This window comes from Bradyrhizobium sp. STM 3562 (assembly GCF_045571435.1).
GTDB lineage: Bacteria > Pseudomonadota > Alphaproteobacteria > Rhizobiales > Xanthobacteraceae > Bradyrhizobium.
Genome location: NZ_CP120694.1, coordinates 7527023 through 7552072, shown reverse-complemented (window position 1 = coordinate 7552072; position 25050 = coordinate 7527023). Strand labels below are relative to the sequence as shown.

The window sequence follows — 25050 nt, the reverse complement described above, 5'->3', positions numbered from 1 at the left end:
TCAACTCAATCTCATCGCGCTTTAGACGAAGGAAATCGCCTCGGCGCTTTCCAGAATCTGCCGTAGCGCCGAAAGCGCATGCTCCAGCATCTCGTCGGTCGCGGGATGGCCGAGGCAGATTCGGATGCCGAGTGTGCCGCGATCGACCTGTTGCAGCGCTCCGGGCGGCGCGACGGTGATACCGGCCTGGGCTGCTTGCGTGACGAGCGCGATCAGCGTGCGGCCGGCCGGGATCGGCAGCCAGCGATGAAAGCCGGCACTGCCTGCCATCGGCGCGAGCCAGTTGCCGAGCACGCGATCGGCGATCGCGTTGCGACGCGCGGCGGCAGCCCGCTTGGCATGCACTTGCCGCGACAGGTCGCCGCTGTGGATCAGCCGCGTCACGAGTTCTGCCATGATGGGGGAGGCCATCCAGCCCGTCGCGCGCACCGCGTTGATGGCGCGGTCGCGAAACGGCTCCGGCGCGATCATGGCACCGATCCGCAAGCCCGGTGCGAGACATTTGGCGAAGCTCGTGACGTAGAAGCTCCGCTCCGGAATGAGCGCCGAAAGCGGGGTGGGCGGTGCCGCGAACAGGAATGCGTAGACGTCGTCCTCCAGCACGTAGGCGTCGCGTTTGCGGATGATCTCGGCGATCTCGCCGCGCCGCTCCGCGCCCATCACCGTGCCTGTCGGGGTTTGCAACGTCGGACTTGCGAACAGCACGCGGGCGCCGGTCTCGGCAAAGGCGCGATCGAGCGCGTCCGGCAGGAGGCCGTCGGCGTCGCCGTCGACCCCATGCAGCCGGTAGCCGTTTTGTGCCGAAAGCGCGATCATGCCGGAATAGGTGAACCGCTCCGTGAGCACCACCTCGTTCGGCGCGGCGACCATATTGAGCGCGATCGAAATCGCGTGCTGCCCGCCATGGGTGATGAAGAGGTTGGCGACATCCGCCTTCATGCCCAAAGCGGCAAGCCAGCCGTTCATGATCTCGCGATGCATCGGCAAGCCCTGATGCGGCAGATAGCCGAGCAAAGGTTTCAGCGCGCCATCGGACAGGATTTCCGACAGCACGGCTTCGATCAATTCGTCCTCGCCGGTCGAGGGCGGCACATTGAGCGCCAGATTGATTGCGGCTTGCGCGCCATTCCTGGCGCTGGCGGGCGGGCGCCGCCGCTGAACAAAGGTGCCGCGGCCGACCTCGCCAGAGATCAGCCCGCGCGCTTCGGCTTCGGCATAGGCGCGTGAAACTGTCCCGACGCTCAAGCCAAGCAGGCTCGCCATATCCCGTTGCGGCAGCAAACGCGTGCCGGGCTTGAGCACGCCCCTATCGACGTCGCTCTCCAGCGCCCGCACGAAGGCGAGATAAAACGGTCCCTCGGCATCCGAGAGCCTGGGCACCCAATCTTCGGAGCCTTCAGTCTGCGACACGGTGATTGTCCTTCCTCCGTCGTCTGGAATAGTACAATTATGGAATTGGTGCAATATTGGATATCAGCATCCACAAGGAATCCTGGAGAATTGATAAGTATCCGTTGGTAAATGACAAATATGGAACTTTGTGTATCAGATCGCCGTCTTGTTGCGGTTCATTCCACCATTTTTGGGAAATTGAACTAGAATAAGTTTGACATGCCGGCGGGATTGGCCTTTAGCTGTCCAAAGGGAGTTGAGACAGTGATCTACGAAATCAGAGTGTATGAAGCTGCCGACGGCAAAGCCGAGGCGATGAAGACTCGGTTCAAGAACGAGGTCGTCAAACGATTTCCGAACCACGGCATCGAGTTGTTGGGCGTGTTCGAATCGGCCTCCGACGCCACGCGCTTGACCTATCTCACCCGCTTCAAATCGGAGGACGACCGCAGCAAGGCCTGGGCGGCCTTCGGCGCGGACCCGGAATGGCGCGCGGTCAAGGCCGCGACCGAGGTCGATGGGCCGCTTCTGAAGACTCAATCCGTCACCGTGCTGTCGCCGGCCGTTGCCGGCCTGCTGCTCGCGTGAGCCGGGCGTTCGGGGTGCACGCATGAAGCCCGCGCCATTCGCCTATATCAGGCCGGACTCGGTTGCCGAGGCCTGCGAGATCCTGGCGGCGGACGAAGACGCGCGGATCATCGCCGGCGGCCAGACGCTCGTTCCAATGTTGGCGATGCGCTTGGCGCGGCCGACCAAGCTCGTCGACATCGTCCGCTTGAAGGAGTTGCGCGGCATTCGTTCCGAAGACGGCGCGATCGTGGTTGGCGCGGTGATGCGGCAGGCCGAAGTCGAGCGCAGCGAGTTGGCGCGAGATGCGTTACCCCTGCTGATGAAGGCGCTTCCTTATGTTGGCCATCCGCCGACGCGCAATCGCGGCACCGTTGGCGGCTCGATCGCCAATGCCGATCCGTCCGCCGAGATCCCGCTCGTGGCGGTGACGCTGGGAGCAGAGATCGAGATCGAGAACAGCGGCGGCCGCACCTCGATGCCGGCGGACGAGTTTTTCATCGGTGCGATGGTCACATCGGTGATGCCGGGCGATTGCGTCGCTGCGGTGCGTTTTCCAGTGTGGTCGCAGCCGCGGCTGGGCACCGGTTTCCATGAGGTTTCCGCGCGACAATCCGACTTCGCCTTTGTCGCCGCTGCGGCGCAGGTCGCGCTCGATGAAGATGGGCGCTGCATCGATGCGGCGCTCGGGCTGGGCGGCGTCGGCGATCGTGCGCAGCGCATCGACGTTTCGGTCCTGGTTGGCCAAGATGTCGCGCGCTTTCCGGTTTCCGAGCTTGTTCGTTCCGCGACAGAACACCTCGAAGCCAATTCCGATCTGCACGTGAGCGCGGATTACCGTCGGCGCGCGGCCGCCGCGCTCGGCGCTCGCGCCCTCGCGGATGCCATCGCCGAGGCGCGCGCGGCGGGCGGAGTTATGCAATGAAGGTGACACTGAAGGTCAATGGGCGCTTGCGCACCGCCGATGTCGAGCCGCGGAAGACGCTGCTCGACACATTGCGCGAGGATTTCTTGCTGACCGGCAGCCATGCCGGCTGCGAGCACGGTGTTTGCGGCGCCTGCACGGTTCTGATCGACGGCGAGCCGTCGCGCGCCTGCCTGATGTTCGCGGTGCAGGCCGACGGCTATGAGATCACCACGATCGAGGGGCTCGCGCCTGCGCCCGGCGAATTGAGCGTCGTGCAGGATGCATTCTGCGAGACCCACGGTCTGCAGTGCGGCTATTGCACGCCCGGCATGATCCTGTCGGCGCACGCGCTGCTCGAGCGCAACGATGCGCCGACGCGTGAGGACATCGTTGAGGCGATCTCCGGCAACATCTGCCGCTGTACCGGTTACGGCCAGATCGTGGAGGCGGTTGAATTTGCGGCCGAGCGTCTGCGCAAGACGAACGCGCCCCGCAACGTGACCGGCGGGCGTGACGACGAGCCCTCGATCGATCCCGCCGCCGAAGGCGGCGTGCGGGAGGGAGGCATTCTCGAAGCCGCCGCTACGCCGCAGGGAGGGTGCCGGTGAACCCCGCTGCGCATTTGAAATTCGTCTCCTCCAATCGCCGCGTCCGCGAGGATCGCCGCTTCGTCGCCGGTCAGGGGCGGTATGTCGCCGACATCGCGCTCGAAGGGCTGTTGCATGTCGCGGTGCTGCCTTCGCCGCATCCTGCCGCGCGCATCGTCTCGATCAATGCAGTCGAGGCGATGAAGATGCCGGGCGTGCATTACGTGCTGACGGGCGAGGAGCTCGCCAGGGCGACCGAACCGATGATGAACGGTCTTGATACACCGAACGTCCGCCGCTATCCGCTTGCGGTTGGCCAGGTCCGTTATGCCGGTGAGTGGGTCGTCGCGGTTGTTGCGGAAACGCGCGCGCAGGCCGAGGACGCCACGGAAAAAGTTCGGATCGAATATGAGCGATTGCCTTACGTAATCGACTCCGAAGAGGCGTTCGATTCCAAAAGCCCGCCGGTTCACGCCGGCCATGGCAGCAATGTGCTGCTCGACAAGACTTTCGTCTGGGGCGAGGTGGAAAAGCATTTCGCCGAAAGCGAGCGGCATCTCTCGTTCCGCGTGGTCTGGGGCCGCAACTCCACGGTGCCGATCGAGACCTTCGGCGTCACCGCCAAATGGGATCCGTGGCGGGAAATGCTCGACGTCTGGGCCTCGATCCAGATGCCGAAATATCCCGACCAGATCGCGCGCGCTCTCCGCATCCCGCTCAACAATGTCCGGGTGCATTTCGACGTCGATGTCGGCGGCAGCTACGGCGTGAAGCGTGGCATCAAGCAGACGGTGCTGGTCTCGCACCTCGCGCGCGTGCTGGGCCGCCCGGTTCGCCTGCTCGAGGACCGGCTCGACAATATGCGCGCGGGCGATGCGCATGGGCCGGACCGCATCTTCGATGTCGAGGTCGCCTTCAACGGCGACGGCATCGTCAATTCGATGAAGATGCGCGCGCTCGATAATGTCGGCGCCTATGCGGGACGCTCGCCGTTTCAGCTCGGCAAGCCGATCGGCGCCATCGTCGGGCCCTACAAGATCAAGAGCGTGCAGTACCGCGCGATCTCTGTCACCTCGAACAAGGCGGCCCAGGAAGCGGTGCGCGGCTTCGGCCAGTCGCCGACCAACTATGCCATTGAGACCGCGATCGACAAGGTCGCCGTCGCACTCGGCCTCGATCGCATCGAGGTTCGCCGCTGGAACTTCATTCGCAGCGACGAATTCCCCTATCTCATTCCAAGCGGTACGCGTTACGACAGCGGCGATTACCACACGGTGGTGGCCAAGGTGCTCGCGCATGCCGACTACGAGGGCTTGATCCGCGAGCGCGATGCTTTGCGGGCGGCCGGTCAATGCGCCGGCATCGGGATTGCCGCCTGCCTTGAGCCGAGCGGTGGCAACTCGTCGTTCGAGCCGCTTCTGAACGAAAAGAACACGACCACGACCTGGATGGATTCCTGCCGTATCGTCGTCGACGGGCTCGGCTTTGTGACCGCGACCATCCATACGACCTCCTCCGGCCAGGGTCACGAGACGCTGGCGGCCACCGTGATCGGCGAAGTGCTGGAGATCGATCCGGATCTGATCCGCATCGTGCGGCCGGATTCGCTGAACAGCCTGCCGTCCAACACCCCGGTCGGCAGCCGCATGGCGATCATGCTCGGCGGCGCCGCGTTCCATGCCGCGCAGAAGTTGAAAGCCAAGATCGTCAAGCTCGCCGCGCACCAGTTCGGCTGCGCCGAGCAGGACGTGGTCTATGCGGGCGGCGCCGTTTCGCACGGCGCCTCCGGCAAGAAGCTGGCATGGGCCGAGCACGTCAACATCGCCCATCGCAATTTCCACCTGCTGCCCGAAGGAATGGAGCCCGGGCTCGAGACCACCCATGTGATGCAGGTGCCCACGGGTACGAAACTGCCGGAGAACGGCCGGGTGCAGATGTATCCGTGCCATTCCTTCGAATTCCACCTCGTGCTGATCGCCTTCGATCCCGTGATCGGCAAGCCGAAGATCCGCCGCTATGTCATCGGCCATGACTGCGGCACCGTCATCAACCCGCATATCGTCAAGGGCATGACGCTCGGGGGCATTGCCCACGGCATCGGCGCATCTCTCCTCGAAGAGTTTGTCTATGACAGCGAAGGTCAGATGCTGACCCAGAGCTTCATGGATTATCTGCTGCCGTCCTCGCATGAGGTGCCCAAGGTCGAAATCGTGCATCACTGCACGCCGTCTCCCTTCACGGTGTTCGGGCAAAAGGGATCGGGAGAGAGCGGTTATCTGGGATCGCCCGCGGCCATCTCCAGCGCCATCAACGATGCGGTCGCGCCGTTTGGAATCTCATTCTCGAAACTGCCGATCCGGATCGCGGCCATCAGCGATGCCATCGCGGCTGCGCGCGAGGCAAAAGCAAAGGTAAAAGCATGATCATCGACTGTCACGCGCATCTCGTTCCGCCGTCCTTGCTGGAAGCCATCCGTGCCGAGAAGGGCAATTTCCCATCCGTCCGCGTCGTCGAGGAAGGCGGCAGCCTGGGTTTTGCGTTCGCCGGCAACAAGCCGACGCGGCCGGTCTCCAAGCCGCTCAGCGACATCGCCGCGCGGCTGCAATGGATGGATACCAACAAGATCGAGCGACAAGTCGTCGGCGGCTGGCTCGACATGTTCGGCAATGAGCTGCCGGCCGAGGAGGGTACGCGCTGGGCGCGGCTGATCAACGCCCATCTCGCGCAAGCCGCCAAGGATCAGCCGCGCTTCATCCCGCTCTGCACCGTGCCGCTGCAGGATGGTGCCCGTGCAGCCGAGGTGCTGAAGGAGGCGCACGCCCAAGGTTTCAAGGGCGCGATGATCGGCACCCAGCCGAAGGGCCGCGGCGGTGTGCTGGATGATCCGAGCCTGTTGCCGTTCTGGGAGGCCGCGAACAGCCTCGGCTCCATCATCTTCATCCACCCCGTTTTCGAAAGCGGGGACGACCGTGTGCATGATTACGGCATGGCGAACGCGGTCGGCCGCATCACCGACACGCTCATCGCGATGTCGCGGCTGATCTATGCCGGCCACGTCACGCGCTTTAGCAACATGAAGATCGTCGCCGGCATCGGCGGCGCGGCGCTGCCTTACGTGATCGGGCGGCTGCGCCGCAACTACAGCCTCGACAAGGACAAGCTAGGCGATCCCGATGCCGCACTGGGTGCGATGTACTACGACACCATCGTGCAGGATGTCCGCGCGCTGCGCTATCTCGCCGATATCGTCGGCGCGGATCGCATCATGATGGGCTCCGATATGCCGTTCCCCATCGGCGATCTCGCACCGCTCAAGATCGTGCAGGAGACCTCCTTCACCGACGCCGAGCGCGCCAGCATCAATGGCGGGCTGGCGCAAAAGCTGTTTGGATTGTGAGGTCGTGTCGTGAAGCTCGATATCGGCGGCAGTGAAACGATCCCGGGTCCGGCCGACGCGCTGTGGGTTGCGCTCAACGATCCGAAAGTGCTGACGCGCTGCATTCCCGGCTGCAAAAGCATGGTCGAGATCGGACCCGACGCCTACAAGGTCGATATGCAGCTCCGCGTCGCCGCGGTCGGCGGTTCGTTCGAAGGCGAAATCTCGCTGTTCGACAAAGAGGCGCCGCGGGCTTGCAGCATCAAGGTCTCCGGTGCCGGGTCGCTCGGGCACGGCAATGGCACGGCGCGCTTCGAGATCGCGCCCGATGGTGATCGCAGTTGTCGACTGATCTACAAAGGAGCCGGCGAGATCGGCGGCCTGGTGGCGGGGGTCGGCCAGCGCATTCTATCCAGCGTCTCAAAGCATCTGATCGGGCGGTTCTTCGTGGCGCTGCGCAAGGAGTTCGAAGCGCCGGTCAGTGGAGCGGCGGAGTAAAGACAAAAAGCCAGCGGGAGGAGTTGCGGTGAAGCCATTGAAGATCGGTCTCGGCTTATTGCTGGCAGCGGCATTGTCGACCTCGGCGGCATCTGCGCAGGAGTTGCAGAAGCTCTCGATCGTGATTTTCGGGCAGCCATCGCTTGGCGCGTTCCTGCCGCCGGTCATCAAGGCGCAGAAGCTCGATGAGAAGAACGGGCTTTCCATCGACTTCCAGGAGCGCACGCCGGATGCCTACACCGCGCAATTCAACTCAGGCGAATTCCAGCTTGGCGGCAGCGCCGCGCTCTTGACCGTCGGTCTTGCCGATATCAGGGGCGTCAAGGTGACCTACCTGTTCAACCTGTTCGACTTCTGGGGAACGGTCGTCACCTCGCGCCCCGAGATCAAGTCGATCAAGGATCTCCAAGGCAAGGACCTCGCCGCGGCGAAGGGCACGACCAACTACGTCATGTTCGACTGGTTTGCGCGTCAGCTCGGCGTGGACACCAGCAAGTTCTCCGTGGTCAACACCGCAACCCCGGGCCTTGTCGGCTATGCGCTGGCCGACCGCGCCAGTGCCGTCCAGCTTTGGGAGCCGGCTTACACGGCACTGCACGCCAAGAAGCCCGACATCAGGATGCTCGATCTGAAGATCCAGGAGAGCTGGCAGAAGGCGGCCGGCAGCCACAGCATTCCTTATCTCGGCGTTGCCGCGCATGTCGATTGGGCCGAGAAGAACAAGAACCTCATTCCGAAGCTCTACGCGGCCTATAAGGAAGCGGGCCAATGGACCGCCGCGCATCCCGATGAGGCCGCGAAGCTGATCATGCCGAAGGGCAATGATGAGGATCGCAAGGCAATCGCCGACCTCATCCGCGCCAATGAACGATTGGGCATGAACATCCGCACCGCGGCCGATGTCGGCAAGGAGATCAAGTCGGTTTACGAGGCCGGCAAGTCGATTGCGTTCCTGCCGTCGATGCCGTCCGACGCCACGATCTACAATGGGCCGATGCAATGACGATGTTGCAGGAGAGTTCGCCAAGCTGGGGCGTGGCGGCGAGCCGGCGGACCTTGACTCGGATCCTGCCGTTTCTCGTGGTTGCCGCGCTCTGGCAGCTCGCGTCGTTGTTCTTCCCGCCCTTTCTGTTTCCTTCGCTCGTCGACGTCTTCAAGCGCTGTTTTGAGATTCTCGTCACCTGGAGCGAGCTCGCCGACGTGTTGGCGACCGTCGGACGTATCCTGGCCGGCCTCGCCGGCGCCTTCGTCATCGGCGCCGCGCTGGCCGTGCTGATGGTCCGCTCGCGCAGCGTAAACGAGTTTCTCTCGCCGATCCTGACGCTGTTCCAGGGCATTCCGGCGCTGTCCTGGGTTGTCTTCGCGATCATCTGGTTCCACGGCATCGAGCCGCGCATCTTCTTCATCATGGTGATGACCACGCTGCCGGCCTTTGCGTTTCAGGTGCTGGCCGCGCTCGAGGCGATGTCGCGCGACCTTGTCGAAATGGTCATGAGCTTCCGCCCGACACGGAGCAAGCTGTTTCGCGTTATGATCATCCCGGCGATCCTGCCGGACATCCTCACAGCATGGAAAGTCAATCTCGGCAACGCGTCGCGCGTGGTGGTCGTGGCCGAACTGGTCGGCGCCACCGGCGGCGTCGGCTATGAACTCCTCCAGCAGCAGCAGGTCTTCGATATGGCCGGCGCGCTGGCCTGGACCCTGCAGCTTGTTTTCTTTGTGTTGATCGCCCAGGGCGTGCTGACGCTGATCGAGAGCGTCGCCTTCCGCTACCGGGCCGTTTCGGAGCGAACGCTGTGAACGCCGCTGCTGTCCCCGTCATCAGCCTGCAGGATGTTTCCAAGACCTTCGCGAAGGCCGGCGCGGCCTCCTACGTCGCGGTGGATCGGCTCGATCTGCAGGTCGCGGAGGGCCAGATGCTGGCCTTGCTCGGCAAGACCGGCTGCGGCAAGTCGACCATCTTCAACATGATCGCAGGGCTCACCGAGCCGACCTCGGGCGTCGTGACCGTGAATGGCCGCAACCCGTTCCGCGAGTTTGATTGGTTCCGGGGCCACATGGCCATCGTGTTCCAGAGCGACCGCCTGCTGCCGTGGCGGACCGCGGTGCAGAACGTCGAGCTCGGCCTGGAGATGCTCGACGTTCCGCTGGAGAAGCGCCGTGCGACCGCGATGGCATGGCTGAGCAAGCTCGGCCTGCGCGGCCACGAAAATGACTATCCACACGCGCTGTCGGGCGGCATGCGCCAGCGCGTCTCGATTGCGCGTGCTTTCGCAACCGACGCCAACATCCTGCTCTGCGATGAGCCGTTCTCCGCGCTGGACGAAATGACGGGCCGCGCGCTCCGAGCCGAGTTCGTCAGGCTGGTGAAGGAGAACGGCAAGACGGCGGTGTTCATCACCCATTCGATCAACGAGGCGCTCGAGATCGGTGACCGCATCGTGGTGCTCAAGCGGCCGGCGAACATCGCGCTGGACATGGCGCTCTCGCCGGAGATGACCGTCGAGGAGAAGGAGACGATCCGCCACCGCATTCAGGGCGTGCTGGCGGCTTGAACTCCGCATTGGACAGTTAAGCCGTGTCTCTTATTGCAATAGGCTTCCAACTATCACCTTTACCTTGAGGTGCCGTCGCGAAGCGGCGGCCTCGAAGGGCGACGGCCCGGTTCTCGCAGCGGGGCCGTTCCTCCTTCGAGGCTCGCTATCGCGAGCACCTCAGGATGACGGTCGGACGCGGGTGCTCGCTCCAGTAGTCTCCCAGCGATCCCGATCTAAATTCGCATGTGGGCTTCGATCCGCTCTGGTGCTTGCGCATCGACGCCGCCGCTGTCGACGATCTCTCCCCGCTTGAAGACCAGGTAGCGGCCGGCGATGCCGAGCGCGAACGGCAGATGCTGTTCGATCACCACCATCGACGTGCCCATCTCCCGGCTGAATCGCGTCAGCACGTCGGCGAGGCGGTCTACCAGCGAGGGCTGCAGGCCCTCGGTAACCTCGTCCAGAAGCAAGACTTGCGGCCGCGCCATCAGGGCGCGGGCGACGATCAGCATTTTCTGCTCGCCGCCAGAGAGTGTTCCGGCACGTTGTTGCAGGCGCCGCGTCAGCACCGGAAACCATTGACCGACGTGATCAAGCGCGGTGTCAAAATCCCGGTCCGACAGCAGGCCAAGCCGCAGATTGTCGCGGATCGTGAGGTCCTGGAATAGCGCGTGTTCCTGCGGCACATAGACGAGGCCCAGCCGTCGTTTGAGATGCGGCGGCATGTGCGTGACGTCTTTGCCGGCGAACTTGATGCTGCCGCGCCAGGCGGGGAGGAAGCCCAGCACGGTCTTCAGCAGCGAGGTCTTGCCCATGCCGTTCTTGCCGACCACAGCAAGCACTTCCGATTTCGCCAGTGTGAAACTGACGTCGGTGATCACCTCCGACGTGCCGTAGCCGCTCGAAAGATCCTCGACCTCGAGTGCGCCGGTCATGACACAGCCTCGGAGGCGGCCGCCTGTTGGCCGGTATAGATCTCGCGGACGAGGGCGCTGCTCACGACCTCATGGACCGATCCGTCCAAGGCGATCTTGCCTTGATGCAGCACGATGATGCGCGAGGAAATTTCGCGAACGAAGTCGAGGTCGTGCTCGACCAGCAGGATGCAGAGCCGGTCGCGGGAAGCCAGTGCGGTCAGGATATCCGCAAAGGCCTGGCGCTCGGCGCGGGTCAGGCCGGCGGTCGGCTCATCGAGCAGCAAGACCTCGGGTTCGAGCGAGAGCACCATCGCGAGCTCGAGCGCCTGCTTCAGCCCGTGGCTGAGGTTGCGGGCTTCCTCGCCGAGCCGATCCGCGAGTCCGGACCGCTCGATGACGGAGATCGCGGCGGCCGGAAGTTCGATGATTGTCGATGTTGTGACCAGGGAAGGGCGGGCGCGATGCGTGCGGGCGACCCGCAGGCACTCGGCAACCGTGAGCGTCTCGAAAACCGAGGCGGCCTGAAATTTCCGGCCAAGACCAAACTGCACGACGCGGTCCGGCGGCAGCCGGTCGATGGAATGCCCGGCGATCGCAACGAATCCCGCCGAGCGCTCGCGCCCGTCGGACAGGCAGCGGATCAGCGTCGTCTTGCCGGCCCCGTTCGGTCCGACGAGGCTCAAGAGCTCGGCGCGCCGGGCCGCAAACTGCACGCCGTCCAGCACCGACAGGCTTCCGAAATGCTTGTCGAGCCCGCGGACCTCGATTGCGAGCGCATTTTCTTCCGCGTTCGTGGCCGCTTTAGCGACTGAACGCAGGCGCGTCGTTGCGCCGCCTTGCTCCTTCTGAACGCCGCGTACCAGCCGTTTGATGATGCCGACGAGACCGTCCGGGAAGGCGAGGATCACGGTGATCAGTGCGATTCCGATGATCAGCTCCCATACATAGGGCAGACTGCCGGAAAGGTAGGCGCTCGCGACCTCGATGCTGAGCGCGCCGACGATGGCGCCAATGATGGTGCCGCGGCCGCCGAGCGCGACCATGATGATCAACCGGGTTCCGAACGTGAAGCTGGCATTCTCGGGCGCGGCGACGCCGCCAAAGGCCGCGTAGCCGAAGCCGGCCAGCGCGGCGACGATCGCCGTGACCACGAGCACGACGATGCGGTAACACGAGGTATTGATGCCAAGATAGGTGCAGCGTTCGTCATTGTCGCGCAGCGCCTTGAGCACGCGTCCGGTGTCGCTCCGCATTGCAATCAGCGCCACGATGGCGACCGCGGCAAGGCTCAGCCCTGCCAAACGGAACCAGTTCTCGAATTCCAGATCGAACGTCTCGAAGCCGACCAGGCCGCTGGATGAGCCGGTGAAGGTGCCGCCGGAATAGAGCACCTGCACGAGCACGATGGGCACGACCAGCGACACGATGGAGGCATAAAGCGGCGTCGAGCCCGGATAGAAGGAGAGCCAGCCGGTGACGGTCGCGACCGCCGCTGCGGCAATGACGGCCGCCGCGAGGGCGAGGAGGATCTGCCAGGATCCGAAGCCGTATTCGGTGAAGATGATCGCCAGCGCGTAGACGCCGATGCCGAAAAAGGCCGACTGACCGAACGTCAGCGTACCACAATAGCCCCACACGATATCGACGGTGATCGCCGCGATCGCGACGAAGAAGGCGCGGATCAGAATATTGACCATGTAGGTATCGAGCAGCAGAGGCGCGAGCACGATGCTGCCGACGATGAGAATGGCGAGGAGCATCGCCAACCATCGCTTTGGGACGCCGAACTGCGTCGTTACCGTCGGGGTCAGCGGGCGGGCATCAGGCACGAGCAAAGCCCTCCGGACGGATTCGAAGCACGATGGCAGCGCAAATGGCGATCGTTAGTCCGCCAAGAATTGGATTGACGAAGGTCGAGACGATCACCTGAAGCCCGCCAAGCACGAGGCAGGAGACGGCAAGCGTCAAGAGCGAGCCGCCTGAGACCATCACCAGCATGAAGGCGCTCACCAGCCAGGGAACACCCATGTTCGGATCGACGCTCGAAAGCGGCGTGATCAGCGCGCCCGACAGCGCGGCAAGCCCGCTTCCGATCGCGAACGTGATGAGCCGTACGCGCGAGCTGTCGACGCCCAGCCCCTGCGCGAGCATCTCGTTCATGATGACCGCGCGCGTGGAGAGGCCGAGACGTGTTCCATTCAGAAGCGTCGTAAACACCACCGCGACGATGACGGCAGCGGCGATCAGGACGATGCGATAGGCCGAATAGTCGATCCCGAACAGGTCGACCGTGCCGGTGATCGGCGCTTGCACGAATTGCACCTCGCGCCCGAATATCAGGGTGATCAACTGTCCGATCACGGTGCCGAGTCCCCACGTCGCGAGAATGGCATCCAATGGACGCTGATAGAGCCGGCGCACGATGGTTGCTTCCGTCAGCGCGCCGCAAAGCGCGCCGGTGGTGAAGGCCAGCGGCAGGACCAGCGCCCAGGGCAGTCCGAGCTGCGAGCCGACCAGCGCGGCATAGGCGCCTACGGTCACGAACGCGGCGTGGGCGAAATTGATGATCTTCATCACCCCGAACACGATCAGAAGCCCGGACGAGATGATGAAGAGCAGAGCCGCCGTGGTGACGGCATCGAGGCCAACGGTCAACATGCTCCCTCCCAAGGGACGAGCGCGAAACGGAGCTTCGTCCGTTCCGCGCGCTTCGTCACCTTACGATTTCGGCGGGCATTGCGCGCCGGGATCGACATTCGGGAAGCTCTGGATGACCTTCACGCCGCCGTCCGCCTGCACCTGGCCCAAATACATGGTGAGCGGCGCATGGCGCTGCTTGTTCATGCGGATGCTGCCGCGCGGTCCATCGACGGACACCTCTGATAGCGCCGCCAGCACCTTCTGGGCATCGGTCCCCCCGGCCTTCTCCACCGCGGCCTTGTAGGCATAGACCGCCTCATATTCCGGGACGGACAGATCGTTGGGGGTCTTGAGATCGGCGCCGAACTTCTTGCTCATCGCCGCGAGGAAGGTCTTGTTGGCCGGGCTGTCGATGCCGGTCACGTAGGACGCCGATATGTAGATGTCCGCTGCGTCCGCCCCCATGCTCTTGGCCGTGCCTTCGTCGACGGCGAGATTGCCGTAGGGCAGCGAGACGCCGGCGGCGCGGAGCTGCTTGGTGAGCGTCACATTCGGCGCACCGCCGGCCGTCGAAGTGATGATGGCATCCGCGCCGGAGCCCTTCAGCTTGGAGATGATCGGCGTCCAATCGGAGCCGTCCATCGGAAGATATTCCTCGCCGACGATCTTGCCGCCGGTTTTTTCGACATAGGATCTGGTGAAGGACAGCATGCCTCGGCCGAAGGCATAGTCGGAGCCGATCAGGAAGTAGTTCTTGGCCTTCTTCTCCTTGTTGAAGTAATCGACGATCGGCGGCACCTGTTGCTCGGGCACCCATGCGTTGACGTAGAGATACGGGCTGCACGACTTTCCTTCGTAAAACGAGGTATAAATGAAGGGCGTCTTGCCGCGGGCGACGATCGGCAGGCCTGCGTTACGCGCCGCGCTTGTCTCCATCGAGATCAGCACATTCACCTTCTTCTGGAAGACCAGTGCGTCGAACGCCTTTTGCGCGCCGGCCGCACCCGAACCGTCGTCGGCAACTTCGAGCGCGAGCGGCCGGCCGAGCACGCCGCCCTTGGCATTGATCTCCTCAACCGCGAGCTCCGCGGACTGCACGACAGACGGCGCGACGACCGAGTTTGCCCCGGAGAGGCCGACCGGTACCCCGATCTTGATCGGATCGGCTGCCATGGCCGGGATGATCGCCGCGGTGAGGGCAGCAGATGCCAGCAAGAAACGTGAAATCATCGAAAATCCTCCATCCTGTTTGCCAATTCTCACGTGCTTCAGTACCAACCGCGCTTGATGTGGCTGCCCAGCATCTCGTCGTAGAGATCGGAGCGGCGGTCGCGCAGAACCTGATTGAACGCGTTCCAATTGCGGGCGCGTCGGGCTTCGCCGAGCGCAACCTCCGCAAGCAAAAGCTCTTCCCTGTCGCGGCTTGCCGGGCCCGCAACCGGCCAGCCGGTGTAGCTGACGATCAAACTCTGGCCTTCAAAAGGCTGGCCGCGCTCCGTCCCCACCCGGTCGGCGCAGGCGATGTAGATCGAGTTTGAATGCGCCGCGGCCATCGCGAGAATGTTTGCCATTGCCTCGCGGCCTTCCGCCTGGCCCGGGATCGGCACCCAATTGGTCGGCACGCAGACGATATCCGCGCCCTGCAATGCCGCGAGGCGATAGGTCTCAGGAAACCAGCCGTCGTAGCAGATCGCGATCCCGATGCGGCCGATGGCGGTGTGAAAGACCGGAAAGCCGAGATCGCCCGGCTCGAAATACAGATTCTCCTCGTTCCAGAGATGAACCTTGCGGAATGTGCCAATGTAACCATCCGGCCCGATCAGCACGGCGCTGTTGAACAGCTTGGCGCCGTCGCGTTCGCAGATGCCGGCGACGAGATGCAGCCGGTGTTTCGCGGCGATCTCACTCCACGCCTTGACCGTTGGTCCCCCCGGGACAGGCTCCGACGCGGCAAACGCTTCCTCGCGCGAGTTGAAGACGTAGCCGCTGTTACAGAGTTCCGGCAGCACCACCAGCTTGGCGCCGAGCGCTGCCGCGCGGTTGATCAGCTCGATGCAGTGTGCGACATTTGCTTCGACCTCGCCGATGGCCGGCTGCATCTGGATGCAGGCAATCTTGACCTTCGCCTCGTTCGTCGAGCCAGGTGAATCCATTGCCCTCCGCTCCTTTTGCATCGCGCAAAACAAAAAGCCCCCGAATGCGCCTGACGACGCAGTCCGAGGGCTACACAGCCTGATTTCAAAATGGCCGACCGGCCATGCTGGCGGGCGATCATCGCCACGCTCCGGGCAAGTAATTCTCAATATGCAGTTTAAGTCAACGACCAAGACTGCAAAAAATTGAGGCCGCTATTGCTTAACCGGTGAGCTGGAGCGGGCCTGCGCGGGCGCGCCGAGAACGCCAAGCTCACCAAGCGTCTCCTGCGCGTTGATGATCGAGGCGGCGATCTCCGCCATGGTCAGTCGCTTCTGTGTCGCCTGCTGGCGGATCAGCTCATACGCCTCGAACTCACCGATCTGCTTGAGGCCGACGAGGATCTTGACTGCCTTGTCGACATCGCGGCGCGCTTTCAGCGTTTCCTCGAGTTTCTGGACCTTGCTCTCGAGCCGCCGCGTATAGCCGCGGAGCGATCGCGCAAGCACCAGCGAAGAGAGAATGCCGAACGAGCGGATCGGCTTGTTGACGACGCCATGGGCGTTGCTGTCGAGCAGGCGCTTCAGGATTGTCGGATTTTCATAGTCGACGATCGCAACGAGAGTCAGCGGATGGTCGTTCGAGCTGGTGGGAAAGACGGTGTCCTCGGAGCTGTCGACGATTTGGAATACGGTATCGATGTCATGCGGTATGGCTGACGGCGGCGGCCACACGCCGCGGACATTACACCCAATGCGCTTGAGCTGGTCGATCAGGGCCTCGCTTTCCGCGTCGCGGGGATGAATGACCAGAACGCGCGCGCCCCGGAGATCTTCGATGAGACGGCGGACGCCCGGTTTCATACGACCGCTTCCTCGGGCAGCCAGCGCCCGCCGATGGGAGAGACCGAGAGATAGGGATCCGGCTTGATCGGACCCTTGCCTTCCCAGACCACATCGAACGCGCCATCGGCGCGCGCACGGCCGATGCGCGGTGTCAGCCACAGATGATTATTGTCAGGATCGATCTGAATGGGGCCTTCCGGCGCATCCAGGCTCAGCCCCAGCGCAGCGTCAACGAGCCGCTGGGTATCGAGGCTGCCGGCCTGAGCCAGCGCCATCGCAAACAGCTTGACCTGCGCATAGGCGCCGGCGCTCCACATGCTGACGGGCTTGTCCTTGCCGTAAGCGTTCGCAAACGCGACCTTGAACCGGTTGCTGCTCTCGCGCTGCAGCGAACCGAAATAACTTGCCGCGGTGAGGTGGCCGGCGCAGAGCTCCGGTCCGATCTCGCGCAGCTCACCCTCCGCCATGGTCAGGCTCGCGATCGGCAGGTGAGCGGGATCGAAACCCTTTTCGGCATAGAGTCGATAGAAGCGCCGCGCGGTGCGACCCACGATGGTCGAGAATACGACATCGGGCGCGCGCATGCGGATCATGTCGAGCGTACGTGTCAGCTCGGCATCGCTGGCCTCCATGGCGACATATTGCTCGCCTGCGACCTGTCCGGCATAGGACTCGATCAGATCGCGCATGATCCGATTGGATTCGCGCGGGTAGATGTAGTCCGAACCGATCAGGTAAACGCGCGGTCCGTACTTACGGACGATGTACTCGGCGAGAGGGAAGCTGTTTTGATTGGGGCAGGCGCCCGTGTAGATCACGTTCGGCGAATACTCGAATCCCTCATAGAGCGAAGGATACCACAACAGACCGTTGCGCCGTTCGATCGCCGGGAGGATGGCCTTGCGTTCGGCCGATGTCGAGCAGCCGAAGATGACGGAGGCGCCATCCTCGGTCAGCAGCCGATCGGCCAGCTTGCGGAAGGCTTCCGGATTGGACGCAGGATCATAAGCGACGACCTCGATCTCGCGTCCGAGGATGCCGCCCGCTTTGTTGATCTCTTCGATCGCGAGCGCGGTTCCGAAGAAATGTTCGGATTCCGTGACCGCCATTAATCCGCTACGCGAAAACAGCACGCCGACACGCCACACGTCGCGGTCGGACTGTTTTACGTGCGGCGCTGTCTTCGTCATTGGCGATCTCCGGCAGCATCGAGTGCTGCAAGGGTCAGTATTCCACCGCAGTATTGCGGCTCGCAGGCGTGTTGGCAACTTTGCAGTTGGCCTCGGCGAGAGGAGTGAGCGCGTGGTGCTGCATGTGCGCAGCCAAATGATGCCTCTTCTCTCGATAGCGATCCGCGTCGCTCGTGTTCACAAGCACGCGGCGAGGGTTGATCGCTCGTTACTCGTCCACTCGCGTAAAACCTTAAGATTTCCTCAAGCCTATCCGCGCTATGGCTTTGTGGCGTGCGTCTGTTGCAAGGGCGCGCGCAGAAGGAACCTCCGGCATGGCGATGCGCATTGCTGCTCCAACGCTTCCCCCTGGCCAAGCCACGCTTAGCCGAGCCACGGTTCCGGCGTCGCTCCTCAATGCATGCTTCGTGCTGTCCGTGGTCATCGTGTCCTTCTTCCCGGCGGCGTATTTTGCGGGAGGCTGGATCTACGATGCCAACGGGCTCGGAATTCCAACCGATTTTGTCAATGTCTGGGCCGCCGGCCGGCTGGTGCTGGAAGGGCATCCGGCGCTGGCCTACGATTGGGACGTACAGAAGCACATTGAACTTTCGCTGCTGCAGCAGGATTTCTCCGGCTATTTCGCCTGGCACTACCCGCCGCCCTTTTTGGTCGTCGCGACGCTGCTGGCGCAACTGCCTTATTCCGCCGCCTTCATCGGCTGGGTCTCGGTCAGCCTCATTCCCTATCTCGCGGTGATGCGCGCCATCGTCGGCCGCGCCTTCGGCCTTATGCTCGCGCTTGCCTTCCCGATGGTGCTGAGCAATGCATTGGTCGGCCAGAACGGCTTTCTCACCGCGGCGCTGATCGGCGGCACGCTCTATTTGCTGCCCACGCGGCCCGTGCTGGCTGGCATTTGCCTGGGGCTGTTAACGTACAAGCCGCAATACGGCTTGCTGTTTCCGATCGTGCTGATCGCAGCCGCGCAATGGCGGGTGTTTTTCAGTGCCGCCGTCACCGCCGTTGCGCTCGCCTTCGTCTCCTGGCTCGTCTTCGGCACGGAAAGCTGGCAGGCGTTCTTTCATTGGATGCCGATGTTCTCGCAAGCCTTCCTCAGCGAAGGCAAGGCTCCCTGGTGGAAGCTGCAAAGCCTGTTCTCGCTGGTGCGCTATTTCGGCGGCAGCGAGTCGCTTGCCTGGACCTTCCAATGGATCTTAACGGCCGCGGTTGCGGTCACGCTGGCAACGATCTGGCGCAGTTCGGCGCGTTATTCATTGAAAGCGGCCGCTCTCGCCGTCGGCGCGCTGCTCACAACGCCCTATCTCTTCATGTACGATATGGTGGTGCTGGCGATCCCGATTGCGTGGCTGGTCCGCCTCGGGCTTGCGCACGGCTTCCGCGCTTACGAATTGTCGGCGCTCGCCGTTGCCATGGCGTTCGTGCTGATCTTCATCTTCTCGGGCCTGCCCCTTGGCTTTGCCACCAATGTGATCGTTGGCGCTCTCGTCCTGCGGCGCGCCGGTCCGTGGTGGCGCCAGGCGTCGGAAGCGCGGCTTGCCGCCCCAGCCACCGCCTGAGCCAGCGATCCTTTCGGTACGGTTCAGGAGACGGCCTGAACCAGGCCGGACGTCTCAGTTGCGGCCGGCGCCTTTCGGAATCTCGTCTGTCGCCATCTATCGATCGGCTGCTCAAGCCATCTGTAGAGCAGCATCGAGGTCAGTAGCGACAGCGACAATGCAAGATAACGGCTGGCGGCAGTTTCCGGCAGCAACAACCAGCCGAACATGTAGTGGCAAATATAGAGCGGATAGGAAAGCTCGCCGAGATAACGGTCCCACGGGATGTTCTTGGTTTGCTCGAAAAGGCTGGGTATGCCGAAGATCACGGCGACGAGAAGCGAAAGCGACGGGAGACGTGACACGCCGCCCCAGTTGCTGATGGCCAAGCAAACGAACAACAAGCCCGCCACGAGTGCGAGTCCGAATTGCACCCGCTTGCGCTGGTCATCGCTGCGCGATGAATAGATGTGGTAGCCGAGCGATCCCGCCAGGAACAGCGCGAGCTCGTTCGGAAAGAACCTGTATGTCCAGGGTTCACCGGAAAAGCCGAATGCCAAAAGTGTTGCCCGCACAAGCAGGCTCAGCGCGATCACGCCCGCGATCACGACCGGTCCGCGCCTTACGACAAGAGGCGCCAGCAGATAGAAATAAGACTCCAGCGCCAGGGTCCAGGCCTGCGGGACGGGGGCATGGGTGTAAAGCAGGCCCAGCAATCCGGCCGGATGCAGCGTGGCCGCCAAAGCGCCATTCTTGATGAACAGGAAGACGTAGGTGTCCTGACCAAGGATCAGGATTTGTGAGGCGGCGAAATAGGCGAGGCTCGGCAGATTGAGCGCCGCGAGCGGCCGCCAATTGTCCGTGACTGCAAACGACAGAGCGGCGACAACAATGTAGGTCGGCCACAACCTCAAGACGCGATTTGAGATGAATAGCCAATAGGAGCCTGGGCCGTATTTTTCGTTCAGCACCAGTGCCATGTAAAATCCTGACATGACGTAGAAGCACTGCACGGCGACATCGCTGGTCGGGAGGCCAGGCCCCATCCCGAAGTGGCCCAAAGCGACCGAAAGCGCGAGAAAAAGCCTGAGGCTGCCCATCGGCCCACGCTAGCCGGGCAATGTTGAGCCCCTGGTTAACGAAACCGTGCAGTCGGCCTGCCAGAGGGTCACAATTGTGCTTGTCAGACGGTCTGAATAGTTGTTCACTTTTTCAAGGCGATTTGCAGGTAAATCGCCCCAGAATCTCGAAACAGTGAAGGCGTGTTCGGCCGCCGGGCCGCGCGCCAGGGCAGGGGAAACGCGCCATGGTGTATCGGCGAACCCATCAGGTGGTGAAACGGCTTGCAGCCCGGCGCAGCGCAATTCTGGCGGCCGCGCGGGAGACGGCTGCGGAAGCCGGCATGGCGGCGGTCCAGATCGCCCCGGTTGCGGTTCGCGCCAATGTCGCGGCTGGCACGGTCTATCGCTATTTCCCTTCCAAGGCCGATCTGATTTCGGAGCTGATCGCCGACGTCTCGCGCGACGAGCTTGCCGCGATCCGCCGCGCAGCCGATGCCGCGCCCGGGCCGTCCTCGGCGCTGGCGGCGGCGGTGTCCACCGTTGCTCTGCATGTGCTCTCGCAGCGCAAGCTCGCCTGGGGAATCCTGGCCGAGCCGGTCGACGTCGATGTGACGGCCTCGCGGCTCGCCAGCCGTCGCGAGATCACGAGCGAAATCGCGAGCCGGATCGATGCCGCCGTGCGCGCCGGACATCTGCCCGCACAGGACACCCAGCTCGCCGCGACTGCGCTGCTCGGCGCGTTGCACGAAGCGTTGGTCGGGCCGCTCGCGCCCGACAATCTCGACGATTCCGCAAAGCTGCGCGATACGGTGCAGAGCGTGACCCTGCTCGCCTTGCGCGCGGTCGGCGTGATGGATGCGCGCGCCCGCGGCCTCGTTGTGCAGGCGGTGCTCCCGGCCAAGACGCTGGTTGGCGCCTGAGCGCAGCCGCTCGCAGCGGCCATATCCCGAAATGAGTCCTTAAGGGAGGATTTACGCCTGATGAGCCATTTTCGGATGGCTCTGGGATCGCTGCCTGCCTGCGATCGGTCCGATGCGGAAAACGCTTGATCCATGACCATCGCGCGCAAACATCTTGCGATGCCGGCCGTGATCCTCGGCGCGCTGCTCGCAGGTGCGCTCTACACCTATTTTGCCGGCGAAGACATCAACTGGGACTGGCGGAATTACCATGAGTACGGCGCTTACGCGCTGCTGAACGGGCGCTTCGATCTCGATGTCGCGCCGGGCGGCTTTCAGACCTTCCTCAATCCGCTCGCCTATGTGCCACCTTATCTCTTGCGCCACTTTGTTGGCGCGCCATACTGGGGCCTGTTGCTCGGCGCCATTCACGGACTGAATCTGGCGCTGATCTACTGGGTGTCGCGCGGCGTGTTGGGACATGCCGCGCGCCCTCTCGCGCTGATCGCCTCTCTCGTCATTGCCGCCTTTGGACCGATGACGCTGTCCGAAGTCGGCACGAGCTTCGCCGATATTCTGACGGCGCTGCCGATCATCGCCGGCGTCGGGCTGATCCTGTTCGACGGCGAACGGCAGCAAACCCGCCTCATGGCCGCCGGTCTCCTGATCGGCGCGGCCGCCGGGTTGAAGCTGACCAACATGACGTTCCTGATCGGTGCCGGGGTTTCTCTTCTGCTCGTTGCGCGTCCTTTGCAGGCGATGTTAGCGTACGGCGCCGGCAGCGCCGCAGGTGCGCTCGCCACCGGCGGCGTCTGGGCCTACAAGTTGTGGGCGGAGTTCGGCAGCCCGGTCTTTCCCTTTTACAACGCGATTTTCGGCTCTCCGGAAGCGCCGGCAGAGTCGATCGTCGATGTGCGCTTCATGCCGCACGACCTGCTCGATGCGCTCGCCTATCCCTTTTACTGGCTGATCGGCGATCATCGCTCATCGGAATGGCCGTTTCGCGACCCGCGCTTTGCGGTCGTGATCATCTTGCTCGCGCTCACGATCGGCATCGGCTTCTTCCGCAAGGTCGAGGTGCTGAGGCCAAGGGACAAGCAGTTCCTGCTGCTGTTCTGGGTCAGCTACGTGCTCTGGCTGCGGGCGTTTTCGATCCATCGCTACGCGATCGCGCTCGAGCTCCTGACCGCGCCCTTGATTGTGCTGCTGCTGTCGCGCCTTGTGGAGGCGCTTGAGCCGGTAAGCATCAAGGCGAGCTTGTCGCGCGTGACTGATGGCGTCACCGCAGTCGTCGCATTGGCGATCGCGATCTGGTCGCAGCCTGCCGATTGGTCGCGTCGTCCCTGGTCCGATCCCTATCGGCCGCAACTCGCCGGCGCGTTGTTGACGCCGGCAACCTATCTGATGCTGCAAAAACCGCTGGGCTATATCGTGCCGGTGTTGCCGACCTCTTCGCGAGTCTACCAACTCTCCGACATCGTCATGCCGATTGTGCCGGACGGATCGCTGGACCACCGTATCCGGGCAGGGCTGGCGCATCCGCTGCCGGGCGGCGCATGGGCGCTGCACCTGAAAGGCAGCCCGGCGCGGGTGGATTTGCTTGACCCTTACGATCTTCAGATCGATGCGGCCCGCACCTGCGAATCGATCCCTGGTGCGGACGGCGTCGACATCGAAGCCTGTCCGCTGGCGCGGCGTTCAAAACCCTCGACGAGCGCGGCCGGGCCTTCTGCTGGTATCAGCGCCACCGCAGATTGATCAGGCGCTCACTCGGCGCGGGACTCAACGAGGTTGCGCTCAGATATCGGCGTCGCCGCTGGGACCGACCGAGGCGATGCGCACCATATTGGTGGTGCCGGGAATGCCGAGCGGCACGCCGGCGACGATGATCACGCGCTGGCCGGCGCGGACGAAGCCGTCGCGAAAGGCGATCGAGCCGGCACGGTCGACCATGTCGTCCTGGTCGCGCGCATCTTCGGCCACCACGCAATGCACGCCCCACACCACCGACAATTTGCGGCCCGTCGCGATGTTCGGCGTAATGGCGACGATGGGCGGCTTGGGCCGCTCGCGAGCCACGCGGATCGCGGTCGAACCGGAAGAGGTCCAGCAGATGAGCGCGGGCAGATCGAGCGTCTCGGCGATCACGCGCGCCGCATCGGCGATGGCATCGCCCACGGTCGCCTCGGGGTCGGGCCGCTGCGCGGTGACTGCCGAGCGGTAGGTGGGATCGCGCTCCACCTCCTCGCCGATGCGGTTCATGGTCGACACCGCTTCAACCGGATATTTGCCGGCCGCCGATTCAGCCGACAGCATGATCGCGTCTGCGCCTTCATAGACGGCGGTCGCAACGTCGGACACCTCGGCGCGGGTCGGCACCGGCGCTTGGATCATCGATTCCAGCATCTGGGTCGCGATCACCACGGGCTTGCCCGCGCGCCGCGCCATGCGGATCATCTGCTTCTGTAGGCTCGGTACCCGCTCCAGCGGCAATTCGACGCCGAGATCGCCCCGGGCCACCATCAGCGCATCGGATGCCTCGATGATATCGGCAAGGCGATCGATCGCCTGCGGCTTCTCGATCTTCGCCATCACCGCGGCGCGGCCGCGGATCATCTTTTTCGCTTCGATCACGTCTTCAGCGCGTTGCACGAAGGAGAGTGCGATCCAGTCGATCCCGGTGCTCAGCGCCGCATCCAGGTCGGCGCGATCCTTCGGCGTCATCGCCGAGACGGGAAGATCGGTGTCCGGCAGGCTCACGCCCTTGCGGTCGGACATCTTGCCGCCGATCACGACGCGGGTGATTGCGCGCTCGGGCGAGGTCTCTTCCGCAATCAGGCGCACCTTGCCGTCATCGAGCAGCAGCGCGTGTCCGGGCCTGAGTGCTGCGAGAATTTCCGGATGCGGCAGATGCACGCGCGTGCTGTCGCCGGGCGCCTTGTCGGAATCCAGCACAAAGCTCTGCCCGTTCTGCAACTGGACCGAACCTTCGGCGAACGAGCCCAGCCTCAGCTTCGGCCCCTGCAGATCGACCAGAATGCCGATCGGGCGGCCGTAGCTTGATTCGACATTGCGGATGGTCGCCACCAGTTCGCGCATCTTGTCATGCGGCGTGTGGCTCATATTGATGCGAAAGATGTCGGCGCCAGCCTCGAACAGACGGCGGATCATCGCGCTGTCCGAAGATGCCGGGCCCAACGTCGCGAGGATCTTGATACGGCGCAGTCGCCTCATGGCTTGCTTCCGGGCGCTGCGGCTGGCGGCAGGCCAGACGCGCCCGGAGCAGGCGCCGCACCCGGCGAATTGGGCAGGCCCGGAACGTTGCCGCCGGGTCCTACCGGTCCCGGCAGACCCGGTACCCGCGGCTGGGCCGGCTGCTCATTGGCATCGGTTAGCTGCACGGTCCAGGCGCGCTGTTCGCCGGTATCCACCTCGAAAAACCCGGTGCGATCGAAGCCGCGGGCCAGGCAATTCTCGGTGCCCTTGATGGTGAACTCCTTGTCACGGGAGCACATAAAGGCCTGCCCTGACCACTCGCCGCCGCGGTCGTAGTCGAGGGCGTAAATGTAATAATAGCGCGCCACCAATGCCCCCTTCAGCAAGGTCTCGCAGCTACGCGATGAGATGTTCCACCAGCCCTCGGTGGTCCATCCTTCGGCGTCCTTGTAGCCGAGCGCGATCCCGACGCGGCTTGAGGTGTTGTTACAGAGACGAAAATCGGCTGCCGCCTTTCCGCTCCACAGGCAAAGAATAGCCAGGATCAAGGCCAAGCCGATGCCCTTGCAACGCAACATCGACCGGCGGGAGGGAGAACTTTCTGGGATCATTTGCGCGAAGCGGATAGTTCCTCTAGCGGATTTCGCGTAGCCGGGAGGCGACTGTCAACGGCGTTTTTTACCCGACCGGATGTCGGATTTGCCACCACCCTGCCTGTTTGCGTTGCGATATGGCAAAATCTATGACGAG

At 63.5% G+C, this 25050-nt stretch carries 22 protein-coding genes and 1 pseudogene; 12 read left to right on the top strand and 11 right to left on the bottom strand.

Annotated features, from left to right (window positions below):
- Positions 1-21 precede the first annotated feature (21 nt).
- Positions 22-1410 (bottom strand): PLP-dependent aminotransferase family protein, encoded by a 1389-nt coding sequence (locus P6U23_RS34935; protein WP_407176843.1) that lies wholly within the window; start codon positions 1408-1410, stop codon positions 22-24.
- Between the two features lie 246 nt (positions 1411-1656).
- On the opposite strand from P6U23_RS34935, the gene P6U23_RS34930 reads away from it, so the two are divergent.
- The 9 genes and pseudogenes from P6U23_RS34930 to P6U23_RS34890 all read left to right on the top strand — a co-directional run bounded on the left by P6U23_RS34930 (position 1657) and on the right by P6U23_RS34890 (position 9882).
- Positions 1657-1980: an NIPSNAP family protein gene (locus P6U23_RS34930; protein ID WP_407176842.1), complete on the top strand. Its 324-nt coding sequence runs from the start codon at positions 1657-1659 to the stop codon at positions 1978-1980.
- A 22-nt stretch (positions 1981-2002) separates the two neighbouring features.
- Positions 2003-2884 carry an FAD binding domain-containing protein gene (locus P6U23_RS34925; RefSeq protein ID WP_407176841.1) on the top strand — a complete coding sequence of 294 codons (882 nt, stop codon included), beginning with the start codon at positions 2003-2005 and terminating at the stop codon, positions 2882-2884.
- Positions 2881-3339, top strand: a pseudogene (locus P6U23_RS34920) ((2Fe-2S)-binding protein); the annotation flags it as partial. The gene P6U23_RS34925 and the pseudogene P6U23_RS34920, both read left to right, overlap by 4 nt.
- A gap of 131 nt (positions 3340-3470) precedes the next feature.
- Positions 3471-5876: a xanthine dehydrogenase family protein molybdopterin-binding subunit gene (locus tag P6U23_RS34915; RefSeq protein ID WP_407176840.1), complete on the top strand. Its 2406-nt coding sequence runs from the start codon at positions 3471-3473 to the stop codon at positions 5874-5876.
- Positions 5873-6850, top strand: a complete 978-nt coding sequence (locus P6U23_RS34910) for an amidohydrolase family protein (protein ID WP_407176839.1) — start codon at positions 5873-5875, stop codon at positions 6848-6850. The genes P6U23_RS34915 and P6U23_RS34910 overlap by 4 nt, the downstream gene beginning before the upstream one ends.
- 9 nt (positions 6851-6859) lie before the next feature.
- Positions 6860-7327: an SRPBCC family protein gene (locus tag P6U23_RS34905; RefSeq protein ID WP_407176838.1), complete on the top strand. Its 468-nt coding sequence runs from the start codon at positions 6860-6862 to the stop codon at positions 7325-7327.
- A 28-nt stretch (positions 7328-7355) separates the two neighbouring features.
- Entirely contained in the window at positions 7356-8330 is a 975-nt protein-coding gene (locus P6U23_RS34900; RefSeq protein WP_407176837.1) for an ABC transporter substrate-binding protein, read from the top strand.
- Positions 8327-9127, top strand: a complete 801-nt coding sequence (locus P6U23_RS34895; protein WP_407176836.1) for an ABC transporter permease — start codon at positions 8327-8329, stop codon at positions 9125-9127. Before P6U23_RS34900 ends, P6U23_RS34895 begins: the two co-directional genes overlap by 4 nt.
- Positions 9124-9882, top strand: coding sequence for an ABC transporter ATP-binding protein (locus P6U23_RS34890; RefSeq protein ID WP_407176835.1), 759 nt, complete (start codon positions 9124-9126; stop codon positions 9880-9882). The genes P6U23_RS34895 and P6U23_RS34890 overlap by 4 nt, the downstream gene beginning before the upstream one ends.
- Before the next feature lie 215 nt (positions 9883-10097).
- Here P6U23_RS34890 and P6U23_RS34885 read toward each other — a convergent pair whose 3' ends face one another.
- From P6U23_RS34885 to P6U23_RS34855, 7 genes are all read right to left on the bottom strand, one after another.
- Positions 10098-10799 (bottom strand): ABC transporter ATP-binding protein, encoded by a 702-nt coding sequence (locus P6U23_RS34885; protein WP_407176834.1) that lies wholly within the window; start codon positions 10797-10799, stop codon positions 10098-10100.
- Entirely contained in the window at positions 10796-12541 is a 1746-nt protein-coding gene (locus P6U23_RS34880; RefSeq protein WP_407181691.1) for an ABC transporter permease subunit, read from the bottom strand. Before P6U23_RS34880 ends, P6U23_RS34885 begins: the two co-directional genes overlap by 4 nt.
- Positions 12542-12602: 61 nt before the next feature.
- Positions 12603-13439, bottom strand: coding sequence for a branched-chain amino acid ABC transporter permease (locus tag P6U23_RS34875; protein ID WP_407176833.1), 837 nt, complete (start codon positions 13437-13439; stop codon positions 12603-12605).
- 60 nt (positions 13440-13499) lie between these two features.
- A complete protein-coding gene (locus P6U23_RS34870; protein ID WP_407176832.1) occupies positions 13500-14651 on the bottom strand; it encodes a substrate-binding protein in 1152 nt (383 codons plus the stop codon).
- Positions 14652-14689: 38 nt separating this feature from the next.
- A complete protein-coding gene (locus P6U23_RS34865) occupies positions 14690-15574 on the bottom strand; it encodes a nitrilase family protein (RefSeq protein ID WP_407176831.1) in 885 nt (294 codons plus the stop codon).
- A 195-nt stretch (positions 15575-15769) separates the two neighbouring features.
- A complete protein-coding gene (locus P6U23_RS34860; RefSeq protein ID WP_407176830.1) occupies positions 15770-16417 on the bottom strand; it encodes an ANTAR domain-containing response regulator in 648 nt (215 codons plus the stop codon).
- The gene (locus P6U23_RS34855) at positions 16414-17589 is read right to left on the bottom strand and encodes a transporter substrate-binding domain-containing protein (RefSeq protein ID WP_407176829.1); all 1176 of its coding nucleotides are present in this window, start codon (positions 17587-17589) and stop codon (positions 16414-16416) included. The genes P6U23_RS34860 and P6U23_RS34855 overlap by 4 nt, the downstream gene beginning before the upstream one ends.
- 314 nt (positions 17590-17903) lie before the next feature.
- Between P6U23_RS34855 and P6U23_RS34850 the strand changes: the two genes are divergently transcribed.
- A complete protein-coding gene (locus tag P6U23_RS34850) occupies positions 17904-19145 on the top strand; it encodes a glycosyltransferase family 87 protein (protein ID WP_407176828.1) in 1242 nt (413 codons plus the stop codon).
- Between the two features lie 23 nt (positions 19146-19168).
- Here P6U23_RS34850 and P6U23_RS34845 read toward each other — a convergent pair whose 3' ends face one another.
- Positions 19169-20224 carry an acyltransferase family protein gene (locus P6U23_RS34845; protein ID WP_407176827.1) on the bottom strand — a complete coding sequence of 352 codons (1056 nt, stop codon included), beginning with the start codon at positions 20222-20224 and terminating at the stop codon, positions 19169-19171.
- Between the two features lie 206 nt (positions 20225-20430).
- Here P6U23_RS34845 and P6U23_RS34840 point away from each other — a divergent pair, with 206 nt between their 5' ends.
- Positions 20431-21105, top strand: a complete 675-nt coding sequence (locus tag P6U23_RS34840) for a TetR/AcrR family transcriptional regulator (RefSeq protein ID WP_407176826.1) — start codon at positions 20431-20433, stop codon at positions 21103-21105.
- 132 nt (positions 21106-21237) lie between these two features.
- Positions 21238-22842 carry a glycosyltransferase 87 family protein gene (locus P6U23_RS34835; RefSeq protein ID WP_407176825.1) on the top strand — a complete coding sequence of 535 codons (1605 nt, stop codon included), beginning with the start codon at positions 21238-21240 and terminating at the stop codon, positions 22840-22842.
- A gap of 39 nt (positions 22843-22881) precedes the next feature.
- On the opposite strand, the gene pyk is transcribed toward P6U23_RS34835, so the two are convergent.
- Positions 22882-24318 (bottom strand): pyruvate kinase, encoded by a 1437-nt coding sequence (gene pyk / locus P6U23_RS34830; protein WP_407176824.1) that lies wholly within the window; start codon positions 24316-24318, stop codon positions 22882-22884.
- A complete protein-coding gene (locus tag P6U23_RS34825; protein ID WP_407176823.1) occupies positions 24315-24911 on the bottom strand; it encodes a DUF1036 domain-containing protein in 597 nt (198 codons plus the stop codon). The genes pyk and P6U23_RS34825 overlap by 4 nt, the downstream gene beginning before the upstream one ends.
- Positions 24912-25050: the final 139 nt, after the last annotated feature.

Bases quoted from the DNA above. Each gene is read 5' to 3' on its own strand.
- P6U23_RS34910 (WP_407176839.1), top strand. From the start codon at position 5,873: ATGATCATCGACTGTCACGCGCATCTCGTTCCGCCGTCCTTGCTGGAA.
- P6U23_RS34885 (WP_407176834.1), bottom strand. From the start codon at position 10,799: ATGACCGGCGCACTCGAGGTCGAGGATCTTTCGAGCGGCTACGGCACG.
- pyk (WP_407176824.1), bottom strand. From the start codon at position 24,318: ATGAGGCGACTGCGCCGTATCAAGATCCTCGCGACGTTGGGCCCGGCA.
- P6U23_RS34865 (WP_407176831.1), bottom strand. From the start codon at position 15,574: ATGGATTCACCTGGCTCGACGAACGAGGCGAAGGTCAAGATTGCCTGC.
- P6U23_RS34860 (WP_407176830.1), bottom strand. From the start codon at position 16,417: ATGAAACCGGGCGTCCGCCGTCTCATCGAAGATCTCCGGGGCGCGCGC.
- P6U23_RS34825 (WP_407176823.1), bottom strand. From the start codon at position 24,911: ATGATCCCAGAAAGTTCTCCCTCCCGCCGGTCGATGTTGCGTTGCAAG.
- P6U23_RS34925 (WP_407176841.1), top strand. From the start codon at position 2,003: ATGAAGCCCGCGCCATTCGCCTATATCAGGCCGGACTCGGTTGCCGAG.
- P6U23_RS34840 (WP_407176826.1), top strand. From the start codon at position 20,431: ATGGTGTATCGGCGAACCCATCAGGTGGTGAAACGGCTTGCAGCCCGG.
- P6U23_RS34895 (WP_407176836.1), top strand. From the start codon at position 8,327: ATGACGATGTTGCAGGAGAGTTCGCCAAGCTGGGGCGTGGCGGCGAGC.
- P6U23_RS34855 (WP_407176829.1), bottom strand. From the start codon at position 17,589: ATGACGAAGACAGCGCCGCACGTAAAACAGTCCGACCGCGACGTGTGG.
- P6U23_RS34875 (WP_407176833.1), bottom strand. From the start codon at position 13,439: ATGTTGACCGTTGGCCTCGATGCCGTCACCACGGCGGCTCTGCTCTTC.
- P6U23_RS34880 (WP_407181691.1), bottom strand. From the start codon at position 12,541: ATGCTCCTCGCCATTCTCATCGTCGGCAGCATCGTGCTCGCGCCTCTG.
- P6U23_RS34850 (WP_407176828.1), top strand. From the start codon at position 17,904: ATGGCGATGCGCATTGCTGCTCCAACGCTTCCCCCTGGCCAAGCCACG.
- P6U23_RS34870 (WP_407176832.1), bottom strand. From the start codon at position 14,651: ATGATTTCACGTTTCTTGCTGGCATCTGCTGCCCTCACCGCGGCGATC.
- P6U23_RS34845 (WP_407176827.1), bottom strand. From the start codon at position 20,224: ATGGGCAGCCTCAGGCTTTTTCTCGCGCTTTCGGTCGCTTTGGGCCAC.
- P6U23_RS34835 (WP_407176825.1), top strand. From the start codon at position 21,238: ATGACCATCGCGCGCAAACATCTTGCGATGCCGGCCGTGATCCTCGGC.